Here is a 24886-nt window from a genome sequence, read left to right on the forward strand (position 1 = left end):
GCAGCCCGGTCGGAGCGTCAGCCTGCCAGTTGCTGCCAGGTGGCGATCACGCTGTCGGGGTTGAGCGAGATCGACGAGATGCCTTCCTTGGCCAGCCACTGCGCAAAGTCAGGGTGGTCGCTGGGGCCCTGACCGCAGATGCCGATGTACTTGCCTTGGGCCAGGCAGGCCTTGATGGCCTGGTGGATCAGTGCCTCGACAGCGGGATCGCGTTCGTCGAAGTCCTGCGCCAGCAGCTCCAGGCCCGAATCACGGTCCAGGCCCAGCGTGAGCTGGGTCAGGTCGTTGGAGCCGATGGAGAAGCCGTCGAAGAACTCCAGGAAGCGCTCGGCCAGGATGGCGTTGCTCGGCACTTCGCACATCATGATGACCTTGAGGTCGTCCTTGCCGCGCTGAAGGCCATGGGTGGCCAGCAGCTTGGTCACGCGCTCGGCCTGGCCCAGCGTGCGCACAAACGGCACCATCACCTGCACGTTGGTCAGGCCCATGTCGTTGCGCACGCGCTTGAGCGCCTCGCACTCCATGGCAAAGGCTTCACCGAAGTCTTCGCTGATGTAGCGGGCTGCGCCACGGAAGCCCAGCATCGGGTTTTCCTCCTCGGGCTCGTAGCGGCTGCCGCCGATCAGCTTGCGGTATTCGTTGGACTTGAAGTCAGACAGGCGCACGATGACGGGCTTGGGCCAGAAGGCGGCGGCGATGGTGGCCACGCCTTCGGCAACCTTGTCCACATAGAAAGCACGGGGCGATGCGTGACCGCGCGCCACGGATTCGACGGCCTTCTTCAGGTCGGCATCGATCTGGGGGTAGTCCAGGATGGCCTTGGGGTGCACGCCAATGTTGTTGTTGATGATGAACTCCAGCCGCGCCAGACCCACGCCTTCGTTGGGCAGCTGGCAGAAGTCAAAGGCCAGCTGGGGGTTGCCCACGTTCATCATGATCTTGGTCTTGATGAGGGGCATCGCGCCGCGCTGCACTTCGGTCACTTCGGTTTCAAGCAGGCCGTCATAGATCTTGCCCGTGTCACCCTCAGAGCAGCTCACCGTGACCAGCGTGCCATCCTTCAGCCGCTCGGTCGCGTCGCCGCAGCCCACCACGGCCGGGATGCCCAGCTCGCGCGCAATGATGGCGGCGTGGCAGGTGCGGCCACCCCGGTTGGTGACGATGGCGCTGGCGCGCTTCATCACGGGTTCCCAATTGGGGTCGGTCATGTCGGTCACGAGCACATCGCCGGGCTGGACCTTGTCCATCTCGGAAATGTTGTGCACCAGGCGCACCGGGCCGGTGCCGATCTTCTGGCCAATGGCGCGGCCCTCGGCCAGCACGGTGCCATGGCCCTTGAGCTTGTAGCGCAGCTCGGCCTGGCCCTTGGCCTGGCTTTTCACCGTCTCGGGGCGGGCCTGCAGGATGTAGAGTTGGCCGTCGGTGCCGTCCTTGCCCCACTCGATGTCCATGGGGCGGCCGTAGTGCTGCTCGATCACCAGCGCATAGCGGGCCAGTTGCTCCACGTCTGCGTCGGTCAGCGAGTAGCGGTTGCGCTGCTCGGTGGGCACATCAATGGTCTTGACCAGCTTGCCGCTGGCGGCTTTTTCTTCCGCGCTGGAGAACACCATCTGGATGAGCTTGCTGCCCAGGTTGCGGCGGATCAGCGCCTTTTTGCCTGCCTGGAGCATGGGCTTGTGCACGTAGAACTCATCGGGGTTCACGGCGCCCTGCACCACCGTCTCGCCCAGGCCATAGCTGCTGGTGATGAAGACCACATCTTCAAAGCCGGATTCGGTGTCGATGGTGAACATCACGCCGGCGGCACCCAGGTCGGAGCGCACCATGCGCTGCACACCGGCCGACAGGGCCACCACATCGTGCTCGAAGCCCTTGTGCACGCGGTAGGAAATGGCGCGGTCGTTGTACAGCGACGCGAACACTTCCTTCATCTTGTGCATGACTTCGTCGATGCCCACTACGTTCAGAAAGGTTTCCTGCTGGCCGGCAAACGATGCGTCGGGCAAGTCCTCGGCCGTGGCGGACGAGCGCACGGCAAAAGAGGCAGCGGGGTTGCCAGCACTCAGCTTGGCAAATTCGTCGGCAATGGCCTTTTGCAGGTCGGCCGGGAAGGGCTGGGCCTCGACCATGGCGCGGATTTCTGCACCGACTTGTGCAAGGGCGCGCACGTCTTCGGTGTCCAGGCTCTTGAGCTTGGCGCTGATGCGGTCGGCCAGGCCGTCGTAGGCCAGGAACTCGCGGAATGCGTGGGCGGTGGTGGCAAAGCCCGTGGGCACACGCACGCCCTGCGGCAGCTGGGAGATCATCTCGCCGAGGCTGGCGTTTTTACCGCCTACGACCTCGACATCGGTCATTCTCAGGTTTTCAAACGGTACGACCAGGGCGGTCGGGCTGAAAAGTGCAGACATGGGAAAGCTCCAGAAGTTGAAACCGGGTCTGCGTGCCGGGCCCTGGACGGCTCCTGGCAGGCGGCCATGCACGGCCTGAGGCTTTGTCGTTGTGGTTGTGGGCCGACGCGGTGCATGGTGAGAATTGGATAATTGTGACAATTGTAGGCCCGAGCATCTGGCAACGGGCTGACGCTTTCACGCGACTTACGCAAATCGGGCAATCACCACTTCTTTGGGGTGGCAACCCGGCTGGCGCAAGCCGCATCCAAAAAAAAGGGGCTCCATGCACTCGCGCACCGTATTTTTTGTCTCTGACGGCACCGGCATCACTGCCGAAACCTTCGGCAACGCCATCCTGGCCCAGTTCGAGATGAAGCCGCGCCATGTGCGCCTGCCCTTCATCGACACCGTGGACAAGGCCCACCAGGCCGTGCGGCAGATCAACCACACCGGAGAAGTCGAGGGCAAAAAGCCCATCGTCTTCACCACGCTGGTCAACATGGAAGTGCTCAAGGTCATCCAGGACGGCTGCAAGGGCATGCTGCTCGATATGTTTGGCACCTTCGTCCACCCGCTGGAGCAGGAGCTGGGCATCAAGTCGCACCACCGCGTGGGGCGCTTCAGCGACGTGAGCCGCAGCAAGGAATACACAGACCGCATCGAGGCCATCAACTTCAGCTTGGCGCACGACGACGGCCAGAGCAACCGCGACCTGGCCGGTGCCGACGTGATCCTGGTGGGCGTGAGCCGCAGCGGCAAGACCCCCACCAGCCTGTACCTGGCCATGCAATGTGGCCTGAAAGCCGCCAACTACCCGCTGATTCCCGAGGACTTCGAACGCCGCCAGCTGCCGCCTGCGCTGGTGCCGTTTCGCAGCAAGATCTTTGGCCTGACCATCAGCCCCGACCGCTTGGCCGAGATCCGCGCCGAGCGCCGCCCCAATTCGCGCTACGCCAGCCTGGAGAACTGCCGCATGGAGGTCTCCGAAGCCGAGGCCATGATGCGCCGCGCAGGCATCCGGTGGTTGTCCACCACCACCAAGTCGATTGAAGAGATTGCGACGACCATCCTGCAGGAGATTCGGCCGGAGAGGCTGGTGTATTGAGCAGCGTTGCATGGCAAGTACGACTCAACCTCCCTCGGGGGCCATGGCAGAATTTATGCAAAAACAGGCTCTACCGCCCTACTGACAAGCGCAACAAGCTATAAATAACATAGCATTATTCTCACAGGACCGGCGGTGCAGTCTGGCTTGCGCCGCAGACCCCGCCCACCGATCACGCCAAACCACCCCCTGCGGGGCCATCGCCCCCAAACAATTCAAACACCATGCTGCGCAGCCATTGGTTCACCGGCTCGCGGTGCACCTTGGCGTGCCAAAACACGCTGATGGGCGCGTCAGGCAGTTTGACGGGGTACGTGCGCACCACCAGGCCAAAGGGCTCGACCAGCTTGAGCGCCAGCCGCTCCGGCACCGTCGCCACCAGCGCCGTGCTTTGGAGGATGTGGCCCACGCTCACAAAGTGCGGCACGCTCAGCCGCACCAGGCGGTCGATGCCGGCCTTCTGGATCAATTCATCCACCTTGCCGTGCCCCGTGCCCGCCGACACGATCACCAGATGCTCTGCCGCCTTGTAGTCCGACAGCAGCAGCTTGGGCCGGTCCAGCGCGTGACCCTTGCGGAACAGGCACACATAGCGCTGGCGGAACAAGCGCCGCTGGAAGAACCCCGCTTTCAGCTGCGGCAGCAGGCCGATGGCCAGGTCCACCTTGCCAGCCTCCATGTCTTCGCGCAGATGGGCCGCGTTGTTGCGCACGGTGTTCAGCGTGACGCCCGGCGCCTCCCGCCCCAGGCGCTCCAGCAGCGCGGGCAAAAAGACGATCTCGCCAATATCCGTCATGCCGATGGTGATGGTGCGCTTGAGCGTTGCGGGCGTGAACTGTGTGCGCTGGTTCAGCCCGCTGTGGATCATGCCCAGCGCATACCCCACGGACTCGCCCAATTGCTCGGCAAAAGGCGTGGGCACCATGCCGCCCGAGGTGCGCAAGAACAACTCGTCTCCAAAAATGCGCCGCAGCTTGGCCAGCGCATTGCTCACGGCGGGCTGAGTCAGCCCCAGGTTGTCGGCCACTTTCGACACGCGCCGCTCGACCATGAGTTGCTGAAACAGCACCAGCAGGTTCAGGTCGATATCCGATAGCTCCATCGCCACTCCATCAGCTCGGGTGATATGAAGTGGCGATGGTATTGCAGCCAGTGATTTGCAGGCGCAATTCTGGGCACAATCGCCCGCATGACCTTGAACGCAGCCCGCCATGGACATCCTCGTTCAGCCGCTTAACCGCGTGATCCGCGCCGAGCCCGGCGTGAACCTGCTCGACGCCCTGCGCGCGGCGCAGGTTCCGATGTCGTATTCATGCCTGTCGGGCCGCTGCGGCATCTGCCGCTGCCGGGTGCTGTCTGGCGAGGTGCTCGATGGCGGGCGCGAGCAGCAGCGCCCGCTGGACGGTGTGGACGGTGCCGTGCTGGCTTGCCAGACCTATGTGACCGAGCCCTGCACCATCGAAGTACCCGCCCCCGGCGAAGCCGTGGTGCACCGTGCGCGCGTGGCCAAGGCCACCGTGGTGGCCATCGAGCCACTGGCGGCAGACATCCGGCGCCTGCTGCTCAAGGTGGCAAAACCGATTGCGTTTTCACCAGGCCAGTACGTGCAGCTGGGGTTCACGCCGACGCATGTGCGCCCCTACTCCATGGCAAACCTGCCGGGCGAACAGTTGCTGGAGTTCCACATACAGCTCATGCCCCAGGGCCGGGTCAGCAGCTACATCGCCGGGCAGCTGAAGGTGGGGGACAAGGTCAAGGTCAGTGGGCCGCTGGGTGCGGCGTATTTGCGCCAGCAGCACACGGGGCCCATGCTGTGCGTGGCTGGGGGCACCGGGCTGGCGTCGGTGCTGTCGGTGGTGCGCGGCGCAGTGGACGCCGGGATGCGCAACCCCATTCACCTGTATTTCGGCCTGCGCTCGCCGCGCGAGCTGTATGGCCTGGCATGGCTGGACCATTTGCGCAGCGTGCACCCTGCCCTGCAGGTGCATGTGGTGGTGGCCTCGGGCGCCGACCCTGCCACGCAGCGGCGCGGGCTGGTGACCCAGGCCATCGAGCAGGACCACGCCAGCCTGCAAGGCTGGCAGGCGTATCTGTGCGGATCGCCGCCGATGGTGGAGACCACCACACTGCTGGCGCTGGGCAAAGGCCTGGAGGCGGCTCACCTCCATGCCGAGGCTTTTTACATGCAGGGCGACTGATTCCATCTCCAAATCATCCGTGTCGTTGTTGCTTCGCCTTGCCGTGCAACAGCACTGTCTGCGGCTTCGCGCCTAGACACGAATGATTTGGAAACGGACTGAGGTTCTTGGAGTCGTAAGAATCCACTTGAACCGCTCACTCAGCGCGGTCGAAGCGCCGCGGGGGGCTTCGACAGGCTCAACGCGCATCCGGCTGCGCGCTGGGCGCCGCCTTGCGGAACGCTTCCAGCTGCGCGCAGGCCGCGTCCACCGCCTGCACCAGCGGCCAGCGCGCCAAGTCCACCTTGAAGCGACGCGCGCTCTCCACCTGCGGAACCAGGTACACATCGGCCAGCGTGGGGTTGCTGCCAAAGCAGAAATCACCGCGATGCGGGTCCTTCGACAGCAGGGCCTCGATGGCGTCAAAGCCCGCGCTGATCCAGGTGCCGCACCAGTCGTTCACGGCTGCCTCGTCGGCACCGAAGCGGTGGCGCAGCGCCTCCAGAATGCGGCGGTTGTTGATGGGGTGGATGTCGCAGCCCACGATGGCCGCCAGAGCGCGCACCTGGGCGCGATCGCCTGCATCGCCGGGCAGCAGCGGTGGGGTGGGATAGCGCTCTTCGAGCCACTCGATGATGGCGGGCGACTGAATCATCAGGCGCTCGTCGGCCTCCAGCACGGGCACGAACTGCTGCGGGTTGATCGCCTTGAAGGCATCGCCCAAATGCTCTTCGCGCCGCAAATCGACCGCAACCTGTTCGTAGGCCAGCCCCTTGAGGTTGAGCGCGATGCGCAAGCGGTGGGAGGTTCCGCTGCGGAAGAAGGAATAGAGTTTCATGCTCAGTCTCTGTTTCAGTCCCTGTGTCAGTCCAGGGCAATCTTGGCGCGCTTGACGACTTCACCGAACGTGCGCGAATCGCGTTCGATGGCCTTGGTGAGTTCCGCGGGCGGGCCGATGTAGGGCTCAAACCCGAAGGTCGCCAGGCGCTCCTTGACCTCCGGGGTGGCCAGCACCTTGCCCACGTCGGCATTGATCTTTTCGATGGCTGCCTTCGGCGTGCCAGCAGGTGCGAACAGTCCCACCCAGGTCTTCACTTCAAACCCGGCCGGGCCGCCTGCTTCGCCCATGGTCGGAATGTCGGTGAAGCCCGCCAGACGCTGGGGCGCCGCCAGGGCCAGAAACTTCACCTTCTTGGCCTGGTACATCGGCCCAGCCGTCGCCGCCGTGCCAAACGCCCACTTGATATCGCCCGTGGCCACAGAGGTGTAGACGCTGCCCATGTCCTTGTACGGAACATGCATCATCTTCGTGTCGGTCGCAGCCTCCAACATGGCCGCGCCCACATGGGCCACGCTGCCAATGCCCCAGGAGCCGTAGGTGACGTCGCCCGGCGCGGCCTTGGCCGCCTTGATCAAATCGCCCACATCCTTCCAGGGCGAGTTGGCCGCCACCACCACAAAGAAGTTGGTGAAGTACACCGGCGCCACGGGTTCAAAGTCTTTGACGGGGTCGTAGGGCAGCTGCTTGAACACATGCGGCTGCAAGGCCATGTGCGTGTTGTCCACCTGCAGCAGGGTGTAGCCGTCGGGCGTAGCACGCTTGGCATCGCCGATGGCAATGAAGCCGTTGGCCCCCGGCTTGTTGTCGATGACGAGCTGCTGCCCCCAATTGCGCGACAAGCGCTCGCTGAGGATGCGCATCACCGCGTCGGGGCCGCTGCCTGGCGAATAGGGTGCGACGGAGCGGACGGGCTTGGCGGGGAAGGTCTGGGCCACGGCATGGGGCAAGCTCGCGGCGGCCACAAGAGCCAGCGCGCAGAGCGCCAGGGCAGGTCTAAAAATCTGTGAACGAATGGCGGTCAGCATGGGGGGTGTCTCCTTGGTTTTATGAAAGCCAAATCCGGCTTGATGAGTGATGGATCAAACAGTGACTTGCGCACGGTGGCTGTGCAGCGCCTCAAAAATCGGCGCATCGCTGAAGCGGAACAGGTCCAGTGCGCCAGCAGCAGATGCCTGGGCCGAGAACGGTTGCCACGACGGCACCACAAACAAGTCGCCCCGCGCCACGGGCCAGGTGCGTTCTCCCACCGTGACGGTGCCGCTGCCGTCAAACACCTGGAACACGGACGAGCCCACCTCACGCTGAACCCGCGTTGCGCCGCCCGCGCGCACGCGGTGCATTTCGGTCCGCATGGTGGGCAACACATCGGCGCCGGTGGTGGGGTTGGTAAAGCGCACCGCCGCGTGGCCGGGGCTCAGCGTGCCCGCCTGGCCTTCGTCTTCCAGCGCGAGCTGATCGGCAAGCGCACGGTCGGTGTCCACCCAGCGGTAAGCCAGCAGGGGCGTGGCGGGCTGCGCCTGCACCATCGATACTGGGCGCAGGCCCGGGTGGCCCCACAGCCTTTCGGAATAAGAACGCTCGGCGGTGGTGCGCTCGGCGGGCGGGAGTTTCTCGCGCCCCACTTCAAAAAACTGGCTCTCGGTGTAGTACGAGAACGGAATGTCCAGGCCGTCGATCCAGGCCATGGGCTCGGTGGCAGCGTTGTGGTGGGCATGCCAGTTCCAGCCCGCCTGGGGCAGAAAGTCGCCCCGCGACATGCGCACGGCATCGCCATTCACCACAGTCCACACGCCCTCGCCTTCCACCACAAACCTAAACGCATGCTGCGTGTGCCGGTGCTCGGGGGCGTCTTCGCCGGGCATCAAGTACTGGATGGCGGCCCACAGCGTGGGCGTGGCAAAGGGGCGCCCGCCCAGCGCAGGGTTGGCCAAGGCAATGGCACGGCGCTCCCCGCCACGGCCCACGGGCACGATGGCGCCCGCCTGTGCGGCCAGGGCCTTCAAGCGGTCCCAGCGCCACAAGTGCGGCACGGCCTTGGATTGGGGCTGGCGGGGCATCAGGTCGCCAATCTGCGTCCAGAGCGGTACCAGCAGCTCTTGCTCAAAGCCCCGGTACAGCTGCTCCAGCTCGGGCGTCGGATCGGGCTGGCCCTTGCCCGCAACGGCGTGCAGCCGCACGGGGGACGGCGTGAGGTCGGTGGTCATGGTGGGGTTGTCTCCTGGATGTGGTTTTTTCTTATTCGGTCGGGCCAACGTGGAGCACGATGCTGCCGACGCCTTCAATGTGGCCTTCAATGCGGTCGCCTGCCAGCACGGGGCCTACGCCCTCGGGTGTGCCGGTGAAGATCAGGTCACCCGGCTGCAGGTGGTAGAACTTGGACAGGTCGGCAATCAGCTCGGGGATGTTCCAGATCAGCTTGGACAGGTCGGACTTCTGGCGCACCGTGCCATTGACCGATAGCTCCAGCTCGCCCTGGCCCAGCACCACCTGCGGCATGGGCACGATCTCGGAGACCACGGACGACTGCTCCACATCCTTGCCCAGGTCCCAAGGCCGGCCCTTGTCGCGCGCCACCAGTTGCAGGTCGCGGCGCGTCATGTCCAGGCCGCAGGCATAGCCATAGATAAGGCGGGGCGCATCTGCCTCGCTCACACGAAAGCCGGGCGCACCAATGGCCAGCACCAGTTCCATTTCGTGGTGGTAGTTCTGGGTGCCGGGTGGGTAGGCCACGGTCGCGCCAGACTCGACCAGCGTGGACGGTGCCTTGGTGAAATAGAACGGCACCTCCACCGCCTTGTCCACCGGGCGCCCCATCTCGACCGCATGCGCGTGGTAGTTGCGGCCCACAAAGAACAGCCGGTGGATGGGCAGGCGCTCGCTGCGGCCACGCACAGGCAGCGAATAGACGGGGGGCGGGGTCCAGAGGTAAGTGGTTGACGTGGTTGCGGTCATCGGTGGTTTCCTTAGCGGGTTGTCGTGTTCGGTTCTGGTGGGCTTGGGTGCGGGTGCGGGCTTCTGTGCTGCGCGGCATCCATGTGGGTTCACAGCTTTGCCATCGGCGTGCCCAAGTCGGCCAGCCGCTCGACATCCACCGGCTTGCGCTGCTCGATCAGCCTGCGGGCAAAGCGCAGGTCGCGCGCTGCGTTGGCCCCTACGGCGGCCTGCACCACATCGCCCGCCAGGTAAAACAACACAAAGCTGCCGCTGGCCGGGTCGCCGCGCTGCACCACGCAGTGCGCAGGCGTGGGCATGCCGTAGATCTGCAGGTTCATGCCGTACTGGTCAGACCAGAACCATGGCAGCGGCTGGTAGTCCACCGCATGGCCCAGGGCCGAGCGCGCAGCGGCCATGCCCTGCTCCTGCGCGTTCTGCCACGATTCAAGCCGCAGGCTGCGGCCCGCCCAGGGGTTGGGTGCCACGGCCACATCGCCTGCGGCCAGGATGTGGGGGTCGGACGTGCGGCATTGGGCATCGACCAGCACGCCACCTTCGCAAGCCAGGCCCGCCTCACGCGCCAGCTCATCGTTGGGCACCAGGCCAACGCCCAGCACAATGGTGTCGCACGTCAGCGCGCTGCCATCGGCCTGCAAGACCTCCGAGCGGCTATCTGCGCCATCTGCAGAGCGGGCAAAGCCCCGCACACCCGCGCCCAGCAGCACGCGCACGCCCTGGGCGCGGTGCAGCGCCAGCAGATACGCCGACACCTCGGCGGGCACGGTGCGCTCGCACAAGCGGCTTTGCGTCTCCACCACCACCACTTCCGCGCCCTGCTGGCGTGCGGTGGCCGCTACCTCCAGGCCGATCCAGCCACCGCCCACCACCACCACGCTGCGGCCAGGCCGAAGGGCCGGGGCCAGCGCCTGCGCATCTTCAATGGTGCGCAGCGTGTGCAGCGGCACCTGGTCAGCGCCCGGCACGGCAAGCCGCCGGGCGCGCCCGCCGGTGCACAGGATGAGCTTGTCGTAGGGCTGCGCGGTGCCATCCGACAGCAGCACCTGCTTGGCCGCGCGGTCAATGCGGTGCACCTGCACACCGGGCCGCCATTGCACCGCCAGGGCGTCGAAGGCTTCGGGCTTCATCAGGCGCGTGCTCTCCGGCGCGGCGGCGCCCGAAAGCACCGCCTTCGACAACGGTGGCCGCTCGTGCGGCGGATGGGCTTCGTCACCGATCAGCACCACACGGCCCGCAAAGCCTTCGCTGCGCAGCGCCTGCGCCGCCCAGCCACCCGCTTGGCCCGCACCGACGATCACGATGGTGTGGGCCGAGGGGGCGTTTACGCCTTCATGCGGCAATGCAGCGGCCTCGACCTCAGGTCGTTCGGCAGTCATGGGGGGTCTCCTTGAGAGGGGGCGCTGCGTTCAGTCCAAGGCCAGCCACACGCGGCCGCCCTCGATCTTCACGGGGTAGCTGCGCAGCGGCTCGGTGACAGGCGCGCAGGTGGGTTTGCCGTTGCGCACATCAAACTTGCCCTGGTGCAAAGGGCATTCGATCTCGTGCCCTTCCAGAAACCCATCGCACAGGCGTGCATGGCCGTGGGTGCACATGTTGTCGGTGGCAAACACCTCGCCGCCCACGCCATACAGCGCAATGTCGCGCCCGGCCACAGCCAGGCCGATCACGTCATCCTGCGGCACATCGTCCTGCGCGGCTGCATCAATCCAGTTCGTCGTCATGGCAGCTCCTCAGATGGGGTAGATCAGCGAGTTGGGGATCATCTCGCTGTCGTAGACGACGAGGCGCGATGCGAACTTCAGGCCCTCGGGCGTGGGCACCACCTCATCCAGCGTGCGCCCCACGTTGAACACCGTCGATTCCTTCGACAAGCGCGTGCGCAGCACCGCATAGTTGGCCTCGCAGTGGATGCGACCATCCGCATCCACCTTGTGCACCAGCGGCGCACCCACCACATGGCGCTGGTAGTAGGGGTCGTGGAACAGCGTCTCGCGGATGCCGTAAACGCGGTCCTTCAGCATGCCCTTGCTGTCAAACGCCAGCGTGGCCAGCGGAAACCCGCGCTCGTGGTTCTCGCGCGGCTGCAGCTTGTAAACGCAGTTCTCGATGAAAAACTCTGGCCACGCCTCCCAGTCCGCCGCGTCGAGTGCGCGGGCGTAGCGGGCGTAGAGCTGGTTCAGTTCAAAGTAGGTCTGGAAGTCCATAGTCATGCCTCCGCCTCCATCACCTTGCGCCAGTATTCGTACATGCCCCGGATCAGCGTCTCGGTCACCATGTGGTCCGTGTCGCCCACATCGCGCCCGCCCAGCTCGGCCAGCGTGCGGTGCGCGGGCTTGGTCTCAAAGCCTTCTTGCGACCACTCGATCACCTCGCCATCGTCGGCCGACACAAAGCCCGCCGGGCCGAACAGATTGGCCTGGCGCAGGCGGCGCTGCGTCATTGCTTCGCTGTCGTCCTCAAAGCCGAAATGCGTCCACACAAAATCAAACGCCCCCTTGCCATCCGGCTGGATGTGGCGCGTGGACACGCTGTTGACCTGCTGCTGAAAAATCACGCTGGGGAACACGGTCATCATCACCGCCGTGGGCACAGATGCCGGTGCGTTGGGCGCCGCAGCATCACCACTGCTGGCAGCCAGGGGTGGCCCCGCCCACCAGTCCTCCTGCGCAATGTCCAAAAAGCGCGGGTCATTCAATGACATGCCCGCCTTGAAGCTGGACACCTGCGTCACATCGGCCGCCTTGCCCGCCGCGCCGCGTGTGGACACCATGGCCGCGTGGCGGTGCTGCGCATCCATCAGCAGTTGCGACTTGTTGTCTGCACGCCAGAGCCCAAAGGTAACGAACCAGGTGTGCAGGAGGCCGGGGTGGTACGGGTCCTTGATGTTCTCTTGCATCAGCTTCCAGTTGCCCGGAATGCGCTGGCGGTTGTAGCCCAGGATGGTGAGCTTGCGGCCATTGAACAGCCGGTCAAAGTAACCCAGGATGGTGGGGCCCAAGAACTCCTCCAGCGGCTCCACGCTGTGGTCAAACGACGCAAACACCACGCCGCCACGGGTGGCCACCTTGAGCTTGGTCAGCCCATGCTCTGCCGGGTTGAAGTCCGCTGGCATGCCGCCATTGACCTTGCCATCCTGCTTCACGCCGCGCCGAAACGGCACACCCTGCAAGTCGCCCGACAGGGTGTAGTTCCACTGGTGGTACGGGCAGGTCAGGCTCTCGCGGTTGCCATGCCGCTCGCGGCAAAACGCCATGCCTCGGTGGGCGCAGACGTTTTCCACCACATGGATCGAAGCATCCTTGTCACGCACCAGCAGCACCGAGCGCTCGCCGATCACCGTGCGCTTGAAATCCCCCGCGTTGGGAATCTCCGCCTCCAAGCCAACGTAGCACCAGTGCCCGTTGTAGAACAAACGGTCCAGCTCCCTGCGGTACAGCGCCTCATCCGTATAGGCCTGAAAAGGAATGCGGCTGGTGCCATCCGTCTCCCAGCGGATCTGCTGCGGGAACACGGTCACGGGGCATTCATGCATGGGCGTCTCCTTTGCTTTTTGTCATCGCGAGTCAATCAGTCGATCTATCAGTTCGTCAGTCTTTCGGGGCCGGTGCGGATGCACCCAGCGCCTGGGGATCGATCATTCGCGCTGAAGCAATATCAGTCAATGGAACGCTGGTGATGTTTCACATCACCAGGGTGAATATTGCTTTGACTGCAGCGCAGGAGATTGCTGCGCCATGTAGCGGTGCTAGGCGCGCTCGGCCACGCTGCATGCGGGTGGCATGAGGGGGTCAAATAGGAGTGGGTACGATGTGGGTTGTGTCGGTCTGTGCGGTTCCGGTAGCGCACTAATCACAGTGGCATTGCAGGAGTTGCCGGTTTGAATCGGTACTGAATGGGAGGAAAAGAGCGTGGGAACAATACGGCGGTTGGTGCTCAAGAATTTCAAGCGTTTCAAGACGTTGGAACTCGAATTCGATCCTGAACTGAACATCCTGGTTGGCGGCAACGAAGCCGGCAAGAGTTCGGTGTTGCAGGCCATAGACATAGCACTGAGCGCCAGTCGAAGCAAGGTCGAGACCATTGGGCTCGAAGCGCTGTTCAACGCCGACTGCATCACCGAGTTCCTCACAAGCACGAGGCGGATCGCCGACCTACCCGAGCTACTGATAGAGATCTATTTCGATGACCTACCAGGCCGCCACGACCTGGATGGACGGAACAACAGCAAGGGTACAGACCACCTCGGCATCAAGATGGTTTGCAAGCCTGTCGATGAGTACACGAAGGAGATCCAGGCCATCCTCGCGGAGAAGCACGATAACTTCCCCTTCGAGTACTACAGCGTGCATTTCCTGACGTTCACGGATGAGGCTGTCTTTCCACATAAGAAGCCGCTGCAGCACCTGCTGATCGACAGCTCACTGATCAACAACGAGCATGCCACGCGCGAGTACACGCGCTCGATGTATGCCGCGCATGCGAGCGTTGCCCAGCGCAACCTACACGGCTTCGAATACCGAAAAGCGAAGGCCAAGTTCAAAGATGAGGCCTTCAAGACAATGAACGACGGGCTGGATGCCTACAAGTTCGACGTCAGGACCAGCCCGAAGGCCAACGTCGAAACCGACATCATCATCACCGAGGATGACATCCCGGTGGACAGCAAAGGCAAAGGCCGCCAGTGCTTCATCAAGACTGAGTTCGCTCTGCGCAACCGGGAGCACGCGCTTCATGTGCTTCTGTTGGAGGAGCCAGAGAATCATCTAAGCCAGGTGCATATGCGCAAGTTGATTGAGCGCATCCGCGCCTCTGTCAAGAAGCAGCTTTTTGTCGCTACGCACAGCAGCTTCATAGCCACGCGGCTGAATCTCCGGAAGGTCCTTATCTTGAGCGACGAGAATCCATCTCGACCGGCTAGCCTTAAGGATCTCAGCCCGGGAACCGCCGAGTTCTTCATGAAGGCGCCCGACAACAACGTACTGGAGCTGGCGCTATGCAAGAAGGCGATCCTGGTCGAGGGGGACGCGGAGTTCATCCTGATGGATGCTCTCTACAAGATCAGCGCACCTGGGTGCAGCCTGGACGCTGACGAAATCCATGTAATCTCAGTCGATGGCACTAGCTTCAAGCGCTACCTCGAACTTGCCAAGCTGCTGGGCATCAAGGTGGCGGCGATCCGCGATAACGACAAGGACTATGCAGCCAACTGCGTTGCGAACTACGCGGACCACGTTTCGGCATCCATCCAGGTCTTTGCGGACCCCGACAACGCCCGTCACACCTTCGAGGTCTGCATGTATCGAGACAATCAGACTGCCTGTGAGGAACTATTCGCGGCGGGCCGTAAGACGCTGAGCGTCGAGGACTACATGCTGAAGAACAAGACCGACGCTGCGTTCCAGCTGCTGGAGAGGAAAGGTGTGGCGCTGACAGCCCCTGGCTACATCCAGCAGGCGGTGGCATGGATAAGAGCGTAGTCTTTGCTGTTGCCGGGTCAGGCAAGACCACCCAGCTGGTCTCTGCGCTGGACGAGGTGCGGCGCTTCCTGATGGTCACGTATACCGACGCCAACTACGAAAACCTTCGTGCCAAGGTCATCGAGCGCTTCGGCTACCTGCCGCCTAACATTGAGATATACACCTACTTCAGGTTCCTGCACAGCTTCTGCTATCGACCGTTCCTGCGCTCCAAGAAGGAAACACGCGGCCTCACCTTCAACCCACCCGACCGGTTTCCGGCCTACCCCTTGACCGATGACCGGCGTTACATATCGCCTAGCAGGTGGCTCTACGCAAACCGCCTCGCCAAGTTCATCGAACAGTCCGGCCTAGTTGATGCTGTGGTTGACCGTATCGAGAAGTACTTCGATGTCTTCTTCGTGGACGAGGTCCAGGACTTCGGCGGAAATGACTTCAACTTCCTATTGGCAATCAGCGCGGCCCAGGTGGACATGAGCTTCGTCGGCGACTTCCACCAGCACACCTTCGACACGAGCCGCGACGGCGCCGTCAATGCCAAGCTGCATGAGAACTACGATAAATACAAGAAGAAGTTCGAGCAGGCTCGACTAAAAGTCGATACAGACAGCCTCAAAAGCAGTCGCCGCTGCAGCAAGAGCGTCTGTGACTTCATCACGGAGAAGATCGGGATCGAAATCCATTCGCATGACCAACGGACCAGTGTTGTGCGGTTCGAGGATGACCCTGCAGCGGTTGCAGCCCTCTACCGTGATCCCGGCATAGTCAAGCTCTTCTACAGGGAACACCAAAAGTACGGCTGCTTCTCCCAAAACTGGGGCGCGTCCAAAGGCATGGACAGCTATGAGGACGTGTGCGTGGTCCTGAATCCTGGCAACGTGAAGGCCTGGAACTCCGGCAGCTTTCGGGACATCAATCCGGAGACGCGCAATAAGCTGTACGTCGCCTGTTCCCGCGCAAGAGGCAATCTGACGTTCGTACCCGAATCTCTATTGAAGACCTACAAGCGCTCCTGAGTCTTGCCGCTCCGCGCACGGGCAGAGGGCGCCTCGGGCGCTGTACTTCATCCGTCGCGACGGCGACTATCGGCTGGGAATGTCTGACCGGTCAGCTGGGATCGGGCTGAGTGACTATCAATTTGATAGCTAATAGCGCTTTACAGGCGGGCGGTAGAGCCCAATTTTTCTTCAAATTTCAGAACACCGCACCACTGAAACCACGCGCGCACCATCTCGGCCGCGCTCCATGGAGCACTGCCACTGAGACAGACAACACACCGCCACGCCAGCAAAAAGCCAGCGCGGCGGCGCGTCGAGCACAACGCTTGCCCTCTTCGGCAGCGGCTTACTTCACCGCAAACCGCACATTCGCTGCTTTCTTGCCCGGCAGCGTCACCAGCGCCACCACCTTGGTGCCTGCTGCGACCTTGAAGATGCCTTTGGTTTCGAGCCTGCCCTCGCCTGCCGGTACAAGCACAACCTCGGATTTTTCGGTGCCGTTGAGCAGGGTGAGCTTGGCGCTCACGCCCTCGGTCTTGGCGGGTTTGCCGTGGTCGCGCAGGTGCAGGGTCAGGGTGTCGGGCTTGGCGACGAGTTCGTAGTCCATGTCGTTGGCATCGGCCACGATGCCACCGTGTTGGGGCTTGTGGTCATGGCCCGCGCCGTGGTCGCCAGCGGCGTGGGCGGCGGTGGTGGCCACAGCGGCGAGGGCCAGGGCGGCGAAGAGTTGGCGGGTGGTTTTCATGGGAGTCCTTTCAGAGGGTGAATGAAAAAGCAAACGAACAAATAAAGAGAACGAAAACAAAACAAGAAAAGCTCAGAACGCTTCGGCGTTCTTGTCGTCCAGAAGGCGTTCGGCATCCTTGCGGCCAAACAGCCAGAACAGGGCCGGGGTGAGGAAGGTGTCGAGCAGCGTGGAGCTGATGAGGCCGCTGAAGATGACCACTGCCACCGGGTGCAGGATTTCGGTGCCGGGGCGTTCGGCCTCCAGCAGCAGGGGGGCCAGGGCGAAGGCGGTGACCAGCGCGGTCATCAGCACAGGGCTCAGGCGCTCCAGCGAGCCGCGCACGATCATGGCGGTGTCAAAGCGCTCGCCTTCCACGCGCATCAGGTTGAGGTAGTGGCTCACCTTCAAAATGCCGTTGCGCACCGAGATGCCCGCCAGCGTGATGAAGCCGATCAGCGCCGCCACCGACAGCGGCTGGCCCGACACCCACAGGCCCAGCACCGCGCCCACCAGCGCCAGCGGAATGTTGGCCATGATGAGGGCCGACAGCGTGGCCGAGCGATAGCGCGTGTACAGCACCACAAACATCAGCACCAGCGAGACGATGGCGAGCAGGCCCACCAGGCGGCTGGCTTCTTCCTGCGCCTGGAACTGGCCGCCCAGGGTGATGAAGTAGCCCTCGGGCAGGCGCGTGTCGCCCACAGCCTGGCGGATGTCGGCCACCACGTCGGACAGCGCCCTGCCCTGCGCGTTGGCCGAGAGCACGATGCGGCGCTTGCCGTCGTCGCGGCTGATCTGGTTGGGGCCGTCGCCCTCTTCGATGGTGGCCAGGCGCGACAGGGGCACGGGGCCGCGTGGCGTGTCGATCAGCACACGCGCCAGGCCGTCGATGGAGCGTGCGCTGTCGGGCAGGCGCACCACCAGCGCAAAGCGGCGGCTGCCCTCCACCACCTGGGCCACTTTTTCGCCCTCCACCAGCGTCTGCAGCGCGGCCAGCACCTGGGGTGCGGGCACACCCATTTGTGCAGCGGCGGCGTAGTCCACGCGCACGGTGATCTGCGGCGCCAGCACCTGTTTTTCCACCTCCAGGTCGGCCAGGCCGGGGATGCCCGCCAGCCGCCCGCGCAGGGCCTCGGCCTGGCCACGCAGGGTGTCCAGGTCGTCGCCAAAGAGCTTGATGGCGATTTGCGAGCGCACGCCCGAGAGCATGTGGTCGATGCGGTGCGAGATGGGCTGGCCGATGGCGATGGCAGCGGGCAGATGCGCCAGGCGGCTGCGGATGTCGGCCTGCACCTCGGCCATGCTGCGCTTGAGCTCGGCCGCAGGCAGCAGGCCCACGTCCAGCTCGCTCACGTGCACGCCTTCGGCATGTTCGTCCAGCTCGGCGCGGCCGCTGCGTCGCCCCACGTGCGTGACCTCGGGCACCTGGCGCACCAGCACCTCGGCCTGGCGGGCCAGCGCGCTCGATTCGGCCAGCGTGACACCGGGGTTGAGCCGCATGCCGATGAGCAGCGTGCCTTCGTTGAACGGCGGCAAGAACGTGGTGGGGAAAAACGGCACCGCCGCTGCCGACAGCGCCACCGCCACCGCACTCACGGCCAGGGCTGCACGCGGCCGCGCCAGCACAGCCGAGAGCCCGCTGCGGTAGCGCGCTTTGAGCCAGGCCACCACGCGCGTGTCGCCATGGTCCAGGTTCTTCATGCGCGGTAGCAGATAAAAGGCGAGCACCGGCGTGACCGTGACCGACACCAGCAGCGATGCCAGCGTGGACACGATGAACGCGATGCCCAGCGGCACAAACAGCCGCCCCTCGATGCCCGGAAGCGCAAACAGCGGCAAGAACACCAGCACGATGATGGCCGTGGCATACAGGATGCCGGAGCGCACTTCCATCGACGCGAGCTTGACCACCTCGATGGGGTGCAGGCGGTGGTTCGGGTGCTTGGCGCGGTCCATCTTCAGGCGGCGCAGCACGTTTTCCACATCGACCACCGCGTCGTCCACCAGGCCGCCAATGGCAATGGCCAGGCCGCCCAGCGTCATGGTGTTGATCGACAGGCCGAAATACTTGAACACCAGCGCCGTGATGAAGATGGACACCGGGATGGCCGTGAGCGCAATCACCGTGGGCCTGAGCGTGCCGAGGAACACGAACAAAATCACCGCCACGAACACCGAGGCGCCCATGAGCTTGCCCTGCAGCGTGGTGACCGAGGCCTCGATGAAGCTTGCCTGGCGGAAGGTGACGCGCGGTGCCTCCATGCCTGCGGGCAGCGAGTTCTTCAGGTCCACCAGCGCGGCCTCAATGCTGCGCGTGAGGCCAATGGTGTCGGCCGTGGGTTGCTTCTGGATGCCCAGGATGACGGCGCCCTGCCCTTCAAAGCCCGCGTCGCCGCGCTTGGTGGCGGCGGCAAAGGTCACATCTGCCACCTGGCGCAGCAGCACACTCTGGCCGTTTTTGGCGGCGAGGGCCAGGTTCTGCAGGTCTTCGAGCCGCGAGGTGCGGCCCAGGTGGCGGATGAGGTATTCGCGCCCGCCCAGTTCCAGAAACCCGCCCGAGGTATTGGCCGCAAAGCCCTTGAGCGCGCCCGTGAGCTGGTCGTGCGTGATGCCCAGCGCCGCCATGCGCGCCGTGTCGGGCAGCACCTGGAACTGGCGCACCTCGCCACCGATGGGGATCACCTGCGCCACGCCGGGAATGGCCATGAGGCGCGGGCGCAGCACCCAGTCGGCGTACTCGCGCACGGCCATGGGCGTGGTCTTGCCTGCGTCGATGGGGATGGCCACCTGCATGATCTCGCCCATGATGGAGCTGATGGGCCCCATGCGCGGCGTGATGCCGCTGGGCAGGCCCTCTTCCATGGACGACAGGCGTTCAGACACCATCTGGCGCGCGCGGTAGATCTCGGTGCTCCAGTCAAAGGTGACGTAGATGAACGACAGCCCCGCGCTGGAGGTGGAGCGCACGCTCTCCACACCGGGCAGGCCATTCATCGTGGTCTCCAGCGGGAAGGTGATGAGCTGCTCGACCTCTTCGGCGGCCATGCCGCCCGCCTCGGTCATGAGTGTGACGGTGGGTTTGTTGAGGTCGGGAAACACGTCCACCGGCGTGCGCGAGAGCGTGAAGGCGCCGTAGGCCATGAGCACGGCGGCGGCGATGAGCACCAGCAGCCGGTTGACCAGGCTGTTTTCGAGAAGCCACTTGAACATCGTGACTCCTTAGCGGACCTGGTTGATGAGCGTGGCGCCCTGCGTGGCCACGCGGTCGCCGGGCTGCAGGCCCGAGGTCACGGCCACCGAGGTGCCGTCCAGCGGCACCGAGGTGACGACCCGGGGCACAAAGCGCTCGGGCGACTCCTTGACCCACACGATGGTCTGATTGGCCGGGTTGCGCAGCAACGCTGCGGCGGGCACCTGCACGCCATCGACCTTGTCGGTGGACTGCACGAACACGCGCACCGGCTGGCCTATTGCCAAGTGAGCCAAGGTGCCCAGCACGGCCGAGTCGCCCGCAAACTGCAGCGGCAGCGCCTGCTCGCGCAGGCTGCGCGCCGCGCCTAAAAAGCGCAGCGGCACGCGCTGCCCGCCCACGGCCAGCGCAGCACCGGCCACGCTCTGGGCCTGTGCCGGGTCGTAGGCCAGGGCCTCGATGCGCAGGCGCGATGGGTCCACCACCTCAAACACCAGCTCGCGCGCATCCACCACCTGCCCGGCCACGGCATTGGCCGAAGCGATCACGCCCGACACCGGGGCCACCAGCGCATCGCGGGTGGCCAGGCCTGCGCCTACGGCACCCAGGCGCTGGGTGAGGCTCTGCAGCTCGCTCTCGGCCGCCTCGATGTCCTTGCGCGGCACGGTGTCGGCCAGCTCCGTCAGGCGCGCCACGCGCCGTGCGGCCAGGTCACGCGCAGCGCGCAGCTCGGCCTGCTGGGCCAGCTGGTTGGAGCGCTCGATGGCGCCCGCCGTGGGCACCACATAGGCCAGCACCTCGCCCTTGCGCACCGCCTGGCCCACGCCAGGCAGGCCCTTGGGCCCGGCCTCCAGCCGCCCGGCCAGCACGGCCTGCACCTTGCCGCCCGCGTTGGGGTCCATCACCACGGTGCCTGCCAGTTCAAAGGCCTTGGCGTGTTGCCCGGCGGTAGTCACCAGGGTGCGCACGCCCAGTTGGCGCTGCGCGGGTTTGGGCAGAAACACGCTGCCATCGGGCTGGCGGCTGGGGCCGTTGCCGCTGGGCGCGAGCGGTGCATCGCCATGGTCGTGGCCGGGGCCTGCCAGGGCTGGCAGGGGTGCGCTGAGCACGGTGGCCATCAGCAAAGCCAGCAAAGAGGGCATGGGATGGAAGCGCTTCATGCTGCACCTCCCACGCGCTGGTTGTCGCCCATGCGGGCAGCACGGCCCCGGCGCAGGCCCCACGCGGCGGCCAGCGCCAGCAGCACGGCGGCCACGGCGCCCGCGATCAGCGCGGTGCGGCGGGCCAGCCCTGCCGGTGCGGCATCGGTGTGAGCGGCGGGGTGCAGGTCGATCTCGCCTGCGAGCAGGTCGGTGTCAGTGCCTGCGGCCACGGTGGCGGTGACGGGGCTCACACCCTCGGCCAGCGGCGCAGCCAGGGTGGCCTGGAACTCGCCCTCGGCCACGGGGGTGACGGGCACGTTGGTGCCCGCAATGTCCAGCTCCAGCCGGGCGTCTTTCACGGGGCTGTTGTCGCCCGCGTGGTCCAGATAGAGCGCGATTTTTTGCCCGTCGAGCACGCCCACGAGTTCAAACAGGTCGGAGGTGGCGGCAAAGCGCGGCAGGGCCGTGCCCGTTGCGGCGGCGGGGGTTTCGCCATGGTCGTGGCCAGCACCGGCCAGCGCGGTCGGCGGTAGCAAGCCCAGCAGCAGGGCCAGGCCCAGTGTGGAGAAAGAGGAAGAGAGTGCCATGGTTGTCTTAAAAATTGGTCGGGATTCACAGGGAGTTCATTGCGGCAGCAGGCCCAGGGCCTGGCGCAGATGGGAGATGGCGGCCGCTGCGTCGATGCGTGCACGGGCCAGCTGGCGTTCGGCCTGGGCGGCATCCAGCTCCACACGCAGGCGCGTGGGCCCGTCGGCTTCGCCCAGGCGGAAGGCCTTGTCGACAAAGCCACGGGTGCCCTGCGCCAGCGCCGCGTGGCGTGCCAGCGCATCGCGCTGGGCCTGCGTGGCCTTCACGCGGGCCATGGCGGCGGCGATGTCGGCGGCCAGGCGCCTCTGCTCCTCGGCAGCACGCGCCTCGGCATCGATGGCATCGGCGCGTGCTGTAGCCTGCTTGGCCTGCGCACGGTCGCCCCCGCCCAGGGGTATGCGCAGGCCCACGGTGAAGGTCTGCTGGTAGCGGTCGCCCGCCTGCTCGCGGCCGCGCGTGGCGGCCACCGTCAGCTCGGGGTTGGCACGGCTTTGCACGGCGGCCAGGTCTGCGGCGCGGCGGGCCACCTCGGCCTGGTCCTGCCAGTCGGCCGCCGCAGGGTGCTGGGCAGCGGCTGCCGTGGCGTCTGGCACGGGGGGCTCGGGCTCTGCCCCGTCGGCCAGCGCCAGGGTGGGCACGGCCTGCACACCCCAGGCAGCCAGTGCGGCCTGCGCTGCGTCCCGTGCGCCCTGGGCCTCGGCCATGGCGGCTTCGGCCTGGGCCACGGCGCCGTCGGCCTGGGCCTGGTCGGCGCGCGACAAGTCTCCCGCGCGCACGCGGCGCGCCACGTCGGCGGCCAGGCGCTGGGCGTTCAGCAGCCGGTCTTGCGCCAGGGCCCAGTCGGCCTGCGCGCGCTGCGCCGCCCACCAGGCTTCGCGCACAGTGGCGGCCAGTTGCAGCTGCGCGGCGCGCTGGCGGCTGTTAAGCGCCTGCGCTTCCGCATCGGCCAGCGCTGCCTTGCGGGCGCGCTCGCCGGGTAGCCACAGCGGCAGGGCCAGGCCCACTTCGGCTTCGCGGCTGCCCTGGTTGCTGCCGGGGCGGTCGGTTTTGGTGGACAGCTCCAACGCTGCGGGCTCGGCCGTCCAGGCTGTCGCTGCGCTGCGTGTGGCCTGCGCGGCCTCGCGCCGCAAGGCGGCAGACTGCGCTTCGGGCTGGCACTGCCAGGCCCGCTCGAACAGGGCCTGGAGCGTGAGCGGCGCTGTGCCGGGGTTGGAGGTCTGGGCCTGTGCGGCACTGCCCAGCAGTGCCCAGCCCAGTGCCATCACCGCCAGCGCGGCAATGGGCGAGTGTTGTCGTTGTTTCGTTGGTTGCATCCGATTCCTCTGCAGTGGCCGGGGGCCACAGGTTGAAATCGGCGAGGCGCGATGGATGAAGGGGACGGTCAGCGGTGCACGCACGCCAACAGCAAGACGCGCACCGCTACTGCCAGGGCAGGCAGCAGGTCTCCAACAGCATCAGGAAAAGAAACGGAGCCACCCAAGCCCCCGCCTCGCCGCTCAGGCGAAGAAGGGCCAGTTGGGGCGTTCGGGGCGCGTAAGGGGTACGGGTGGCCAGGCGGGTGCGGCCTGGCCAGGCGGGTGCGCCACGGCCACCACGATGGCCTGGGCGCTGGCACTGTGCGCCAGGCCGCCGCCTGTGCCGTGGCAGGCATGGCAGTCCATGTCGGCCAGGGTGCTGGGGCTGCCGCCCGGGGCCGAGTGGTCGGCACCTTCGTCGCCATGGTGCTCGTGCACATGGTGGCCAAAGTGCGATGCCTGCGGCGCTGACTCGTGCCCGCAATAGGGCGAGGCCGCCGCCCAGATGGACTGAAGCGGCATGAACACCAACAGAAAGAGGAGCAACAGGCGGCGCATGGGTTGCGGCATTCTATGCAAGCCGTGCCAACCGCACCGGGCCATAGCCTGACGCGCTGAGGGGCCTCCTCGTGCAGGGTCCGGGGCCGGGTGCCAGGAGCCTGCGCGGTAGCGGGAATAGGAACATCGGCTGCAAGACGCGATCCAACGGTCTCGCGGGGCACAGCCACCTGGACCCACGGGCCCGGGTGGCCCATATTGGCGCTGGCGCGACTCCGGCAAGGCTTATGGCGCCAGCGGCCCTTATGATCTCGGCGCCATGCCGCCGCCCGCCCAGCCTCTGCCCTCTACCACCTTTGCCACCACCCAGTCGTCCGGCGAGGACCGCTTTGAAGCCTGGCGCAGCGGTATCTCCGTGCTGTTTGACGTGGCCCCACTGGTGCACAGCGGCCCGCCGGACGGATTTCACGCCCAGGTTGATGCCGTTCACCTGGGCCAGCTGCTGCTGGGCGACCTGCGCTTTGGCGCCCAGCGCTTTGCACGCAGCCAGGCGCGCGCTGCGCAGGACGGCCTGGACCACTACCTGGTGCAGTGGTACCGCGAGGGCGGCTTCATCGGCCAGAGCAGCGACCGCGACGACCTGCAGGTGCGCGCGGGGGATGTGGTGGTGTTCGACATGGCCCGCACACAGCACACCGCCGCCCAGGACTCGCGTGTGCTGTCGCTGATCGTGCCGCGCGCGCTGGGTGACGAGGCCTTTGGAGGCAGTGCCAACCCGCACGGCACGGTACTGCGCTCAGACAACGTGCTGGGCGGCCTGCTGGCGGACCATCTGGGGGCGCTGCACCGGCGGCTGCCCACCATCGGCATGGAGCAGGCCGATGATGTGGTGCGCGCCACCACCCAGATGCTGGCCGCCTGCCTTCGGCCCAGCCAGCGCACCCTGGCCGAGGCCCGCGCGCAGGTGGAGGCCGTCACGCTGGAGCGAATTCAGCGGCACATCGGCCGCCACCTGGGCGCGCCCCTCAAGCCCGACGCGCTGTGCCGCACCTTTGGCATCTCGCGCCACCGGCTCTACCAGCTCTTTGAGCCGCTGGGCGGCGTGGCGCGCTACGTGCAGCAGCGCCGCCTGCAACGCGCGTTCCAGACCCTGTCCAACGCCGCCTACCGGCACCTGCGCGTGGCCGACGTGGCCACCCGCCTGGGCTTCGCCAGCGAGGCCCACTTCAGCCGCGCCTTCCGCGCTGCCTTCGGGCACACGCCGAGCGATGTGCGCGCTGCCGCCGAATCCGCCCGCAACGGCGGCCGGGGCCTGGCCGCGCCCAGCGCGGCCTCGGTGGAATACGCCGACTGGCTGCTCGGGCTCTGAGCAAACGCACAGTCAAGCGCCCGGCAGACGCCCGGTCAAGCTGCGCGGCCGCAGGCACCACAAGATCGCCAGCAGCGCTCGTCCACCTGCCTCAGATGCTCCTAAAAATATAGCTTTTAGCGCTTGACAGACAAGCG

Annotated in this window: 21 protein-coding genes; 5 read left to right on the top strand and 16 right to left on the bottom strand. The window is 65.6% G+C overall.

The genetic code is table 11. The annotated features are described in order from the left end of the window. Window positions 1-17 precede the first annotated feature (17 nt). On the bottom strand, window positions 18-2408 hold the full coding sequence (gene ppsA / locus EXV95_RS08335) for a phosphoenolpyruvate synthase (protein WP_176886479.1): 2391 nt from the start codon (window positions 2406-2408) through the stop codon (window positions 18-20). 265 nt (window positions 2409-2673) lie between these two features. On the opposite strand from ppsA, the gene EXV95_RS08340 reads away from it, so the two are divergent. Continuing rightward, on the top strand, window positions 2674-3495 hold the full coding sequence (locus EXV95_RS08340) for a pyruvate, water dikinase regulatory protein (RefSeq protein WP_055398690.1): 822 nt from the start codon (window positions 2674-2676) through the stop codon (window positions 3493-3495). A 172-nt stretch (window positions 3496-3667) separates the two neighbouring features. Here the strand turns inward: EXV95_RS08340 and EXV95_RS08345 are convergent, their stop codons facing one another. Continuing rightward, a complete protein-coding gene (locus EXV95_RS08345) occupies window positions 3668-4597 on the bottom strand; it encodes a LysR family transcriptional regulator (protein ID WP_176886480.1) in 930 nt (309 codons plus the stop codon). A gap of 109 nt (window positions 4598-4706) precedes the next feature. Between EXV95_RS08345 and EXV95_RS08350 the strand changes: the two genes are divergently transcribed. Beyond that, window positions 4707-5693, top strand: coding sequence for a 2Fe-2S iron-sulfur cluster-binding protein (locus EXV95_RS08350; protein WP_176886481.1), 987 nt, complete (start codon window positions 4707-4709; stop codon window positions 5691-5693). Window positions 5694-5871: 178 nt separating this feature from the next. Here the strand turns inward: EXV95_RS08350 and maiA are convergent, their stop codons facing one another. The 8 genes from maiA to EXV95_RS08390 form a co-directional block, all read right to left on the bottom strand. Then, complete coding sequence (maiA, locus tag EXV95_RS08355) at window positions 5872-6510, bottom strand: maleylacetoacetate isomerase (RefSeq protein WP_176886482.1); 639 nt, start codon at window positions 6508-6510, stop codon at window positions 5872-5874. A gap of 26 nt (window positions 6511-6536) precedes the next feature. Further along, window positions 6537-7538 (bottom strand): tripartite tricarboxylate transporter substrate binding protein, encoded by a 1002-nt coding sequence (locus EXV95_RS08360; RefSeq protein ID WP_176886483.1) that lies wholly within the window; start codon window positions 7536-7538, stop codon window positions 6537-6539. A gap of 54 nt (window positions 7539-7592) precedes the next feature. After that, window positions 7593-8717, bottom strand: a complete 1125-nt coding sequence (locus EXV95_RS08365; protein ID WP_176886484.1) for a cupin domain-containing protein — start codon at window positions 8715-8717, stop codon at window positions 7593-7595. Window positions 8718-8748: 31 nt separating this feature from the next. Then, window positions 8749-9465 (bottom strand): fumarylacetoacetate hydrolase family protein, encoded by a 717-nt coding sequence (locus tag EXV95_RS08370; protein ID WP_176886485.1) that lies wholly within the window; start codon window positions 9463-9465, stop codon window positions 8749-8751. A gap of 89 nt (window positions 9466-9554) precedes the next feature. Then, on the bottom strand, window positions 9555-10841 hold the full coding sequence (locus EXV95_RS08375) for an NAD(P)/FAD-dependent oxidoreductase (RefSeq protein ID WP_176886486.1): 1287 nt from the start codon (window positions 10839-10841) through the stop codon (window positions 9555-9557). Between the two features lie 30 nt (window positions 10842-10871). Then, window positions 10872-11186 (bottom strand): non-heme iron oxygenase ferredoxin subunit, encoded by a 315-nt coding sequence (locus EXV95_RS08380; protein ID WP_176886487.1) that lies wholly within the window; start codon window positions 11184-11186, stop codon window positions 10872-10874. Window positions 11187-11195: 9 nt separating this feature from the next. Continuing rightward, complete coding sequence (locus EXV95_RS08385; protein WP_055398708.1) at window positions 11196-11669, bottom strand: aromatic-ring-hydroxylating dioxygenase subunit beta; 474 nt, start codon at window positions 11667-11669, stop codon at window positions 11196-11198. Window positions 11670-11671: 2 nt separating this feature from the next. Beyond that, a complete protein-coding gene (locus EXV95_RS08390) occupies window positions 11672-12997 on the bottom strand; it encodes an aromatic ring-hydroxylating dioxygenase subunit alpha (RefSeq protein ID WP_176886488.1) in 1326 nt (441 codons plus the stop codon). A 397-nt stretch (window positions 12998-13394) separates the two neighbouring features. On the opposite strand from EXV95_RS08390, the gene EXV95_RS08395 reads away from it, so the two are divergent. Together EXV95_RS08395 and EXV95_RS08400 are read left to right on the top strand one after the other, a co-directional pair. After that, entirely contained in the window at window positions 13395-14942 is a 1548-nt protein-coding gene (locus tag EXV95_RS08395; RefSeq protein ID WP_255484962.1) for an ATP-dependent endonuclease, read from the top strand. Next, window positions 14927-15958: an AAA family ATPase gene (locus EXV95_RS08400; RefSeq protein WP_176886490.1), complete on the top strand. Its 1032-nt coding sequence runs from the start codon at window positions 14927-14929 to the stop codon at window positions 15956-15958. The genes EXV95_RS08395 and EXV95_RS08400 overlap by 16 nt, the downstream gene beginning before the upstream one ends. Window positions 15959-16286: 328 nt before the next feature. Here the strand turns inward: EXV95_RS08400 and EXV95_RS08405 are convergent, their stop codons facing one another. The 6 genes from EXV95_RS08405 to EXV95_RS08430 all read right to left on the bottom strand — a co-directional run bounded on the left by EXV95_RS08405 (window position 16287) and on the right by EXV95_RS08430 (window position 23440). Beyond that, complete coding sequence (locus tag EXV95_RS08405) at window positions 16287-16685, bottom strand: hypothetical protein (protein WP_176886491.1); 399 nt, start codon at window positions 16683-16685, stop codon at window positions 16287-16289. Between the two features lie 72 nt (window positions 16686-16757). Then, window positions 16758-19877 carry an efflux RND transporter permease subunit gene (locus tag EXV95_RS08410; protein ID WP_176886492.1) on the bottom strand — a complete coding sequence of 1040 codons (3120 nt, stop codon included), beginning with the start codon at window positions 19875-19877 and terminating at the stop codon, window positions 16758-16760. Between the two features lie 9 nt (window positions 19878-19886). Beyond that, window positions 19887-21017, bottom strand: coding sequence for an efflux RND transporter periplasmic adaptor subunit (locus tag EXV95_RS08415; protein ID WP_176886493.1), 1131 nt, complete (start codon window positions 21015-21017; stop codon window positions 19887-19889). Next, window positions 21014-21586 carry a hypothetical protein gene (locus EXV95_RS08420; RefSeq protein WP_176886494.1) on the bottom strand — a complete coding sequence of 191 codons (573 nt, stop codon included), beginning with the start codon at window positions 21584-21586 and terminating at the stop codon, window positions 21014-21016. The genes EXV95_RS08415 and EXV95_RS08420 overlap by 4 nt, the downstream gene beginning before the upstream one ends. A gap of 36 nt (window positions 21587-21622) precedes the next feature. Beyond that, complete coding sequence (locus tag EXV95_RS08425) at window positions 21623-22900, bottom strand: TolC family protein (protein ID WP_176886495.1); 1278 nt, start codon at window positions 22898-22900, stop codon at window positions 21623-21625. Window positions 22901-23083: 183 nt separating this feature from the next. Further along, window positions 23084-23440, bottom strand: coding sequence for a hypothetical protein (locus EXV95_RS08430; protein ID WP_255484963.1), 357 nt, complete (start codon window positions 23438-23440; stop codon window positions 23084-23086). A gap of 259 nt (window positions 23441-23699) precedes the next feature. Between EXV95_RS08430 and EXV95_RS08435 the strand changes: the two genes are divergently transcribed. After that, window positions 23700-24749 (top strand): helix-turn-helix domain-containing protein, encoded by a 1050-nt coding sequence (locus EXV95_RS08435; RefSeq protein ID WP_176886497.1) that lies wholly within the window; start codon window positions 23700-23702, stop codon window positions 24747-24749. The last annotated feature ends 137 nt before the right edge of the window (window positions 24750-24886 follow it).

Source organism: Acidovorax sp. JMULE5, from assembly GCF_013376875.1.
GTDB lineage: Bacteria > Pseudomonadota > Gammaproteobacteria > Burkholderiales > Burkholderiaceae_C > Acidovorax > Acidovorax facilis.

Bases quoted from the DNA above. Each gene is read 5' to 3' on its own strand.
- ppsA (WP_176886479.1), bottom strand. From the start codon at position 2,408: ATGTCTGCACTTTTCAGCCCGACCGCCCTGGTCGTACCGTTTGAAAAC.
- EXV95_RS08340 (WP_055398690.1), top strand. From the start codon at position 2,674: ATGCACTCGCGCACCGTATTTTTTGTCTCTGACGGCACCGGCATCACT.
- EXV95_RS08345 (WP_176886480.1), bottom strand. From the start codon at position 4,597: ATGGAGCTATCGGATATCGACCTGAACCTGCTGGTGCTGTTTCAGCAA.
- EXV95_RS08350 (WP_176886481.1), top strand. From the start codon at position 4,707: ATGGACATCCTCGTTCAGCCGCTTAACCGCGTGATCCGCGCCGAGCCC.
- maiA (WP_176886482.1), bottom strand. From the start codon at position 6,510: ATGAAACTCTATTCCTTCTTCCGCAGCGGAACCTCCCACCGCTTGCGC.
- EXV95_RS08360 (WP_176886483.1), bottom strand. From the start codon at position 7,538: ATGCTGACCGCCATTCGTTCACAGATTTTTAGACCTGCCCTGGCGCTC.
- EXV95_RS08365 (WP_176886484.1), bottom strand. From the start codon at position 8,717: ATGACCACCGACCTCACGCCGTCCCCCGTGCGGCTGCACGCCGTTGCG.
- EXV95_RS08370 (WP_176886485.1), bottom strand. From the start codon at position 9,465: ATGACCGCAACCACGTCAACCACTTACCTCTGGACCCCGCCCCCCGTC.
- EXV95_RS08375 (WP_176886486.1), bottom strand. From the start codon at position 10,841: ATGACTGCCGAACGACCTGAGGTCGAGGCCGCTGCATTGCCGCATGAA.
- EXV95_RS08380 (WP_176886487.1), bottom strand. From the start codon at position 11,186: ATGACGACGAACTGGATTGATGCAGCCGCGCAGGACGATGTGCCGCAG.
- EXV95_RS08385 (WP_055398708.1), bottom strand. From the start codon at position 11,669: ATGGACTTCCAGACCTACTTTGAACTGAACCAGCTCTACGCCCGCTAC.
- EXV95_RS08390 (WP_176886488.1), bottom strand. From the start codon at position 12,997: ATGCATGAATGCCCCGTGACCGTGTTCCCGCAGCAGATCCGCTGGGAG.
- EXV95_RS08400 (WP_176886490.1), top strand. From the start codon at position 14,927: ATGGATAAGAGCGTAGTCTTTGCTGTTGCCGGGTCAGGCAAGACCACC.
- EXV95_RS08405 (WP_176886491.1), bottom strand. From the start codon at position 16,685: ATGAAAACCACCCGCCAACTCTTCGCCGCCCTGGCCCTCGCCGCTGTG.
- EXV95_RS08410 (WP_176886492.1), bottom strand. From the start codon at position 19,877: ATGTTCAAGTGGCTTCTCGAAAACAGCCTGGTCAACCGGCTGCTGGTG.
- EXV95_RS08415 (WP_176886493.1), bottom strand. From the start codon at position 21,017: ATGAAGCGCTTCCATCCCATGCCCTCTTTGCTGGCTTTGCTGATGGCC.
- EXV95_RS08420 (WP_176886494.1), bottom strand. From the start codon at position 21,586: ATGGCACTCTCTTCCTCTTTCTCCACACTGGGCCTGGCCCTGCTGCTG.
- EXV95_RS08425 (WP_176886495.1), bottom strand. From the start codon at position 22,900: ATGCAACCAACGAAACAACGACAACACTCGCCCATTGCCGCGCTGGCG.
- EXV95_RS08430 (WP_255484963.1), bottom strand. From the start codon at position 23,440: ATGCGCCGCCTGTTGCTCCTCTTTCTGTTGGTGTTCATGCCGCTTCAG.
- EXV95_RS08435 (WP_176886497.1), top strand. From the start codon at position 23,700: ATGCCGCCGCCCGCCCAGCCTCTGCCCTCTACCACCTTTGCCACCACC.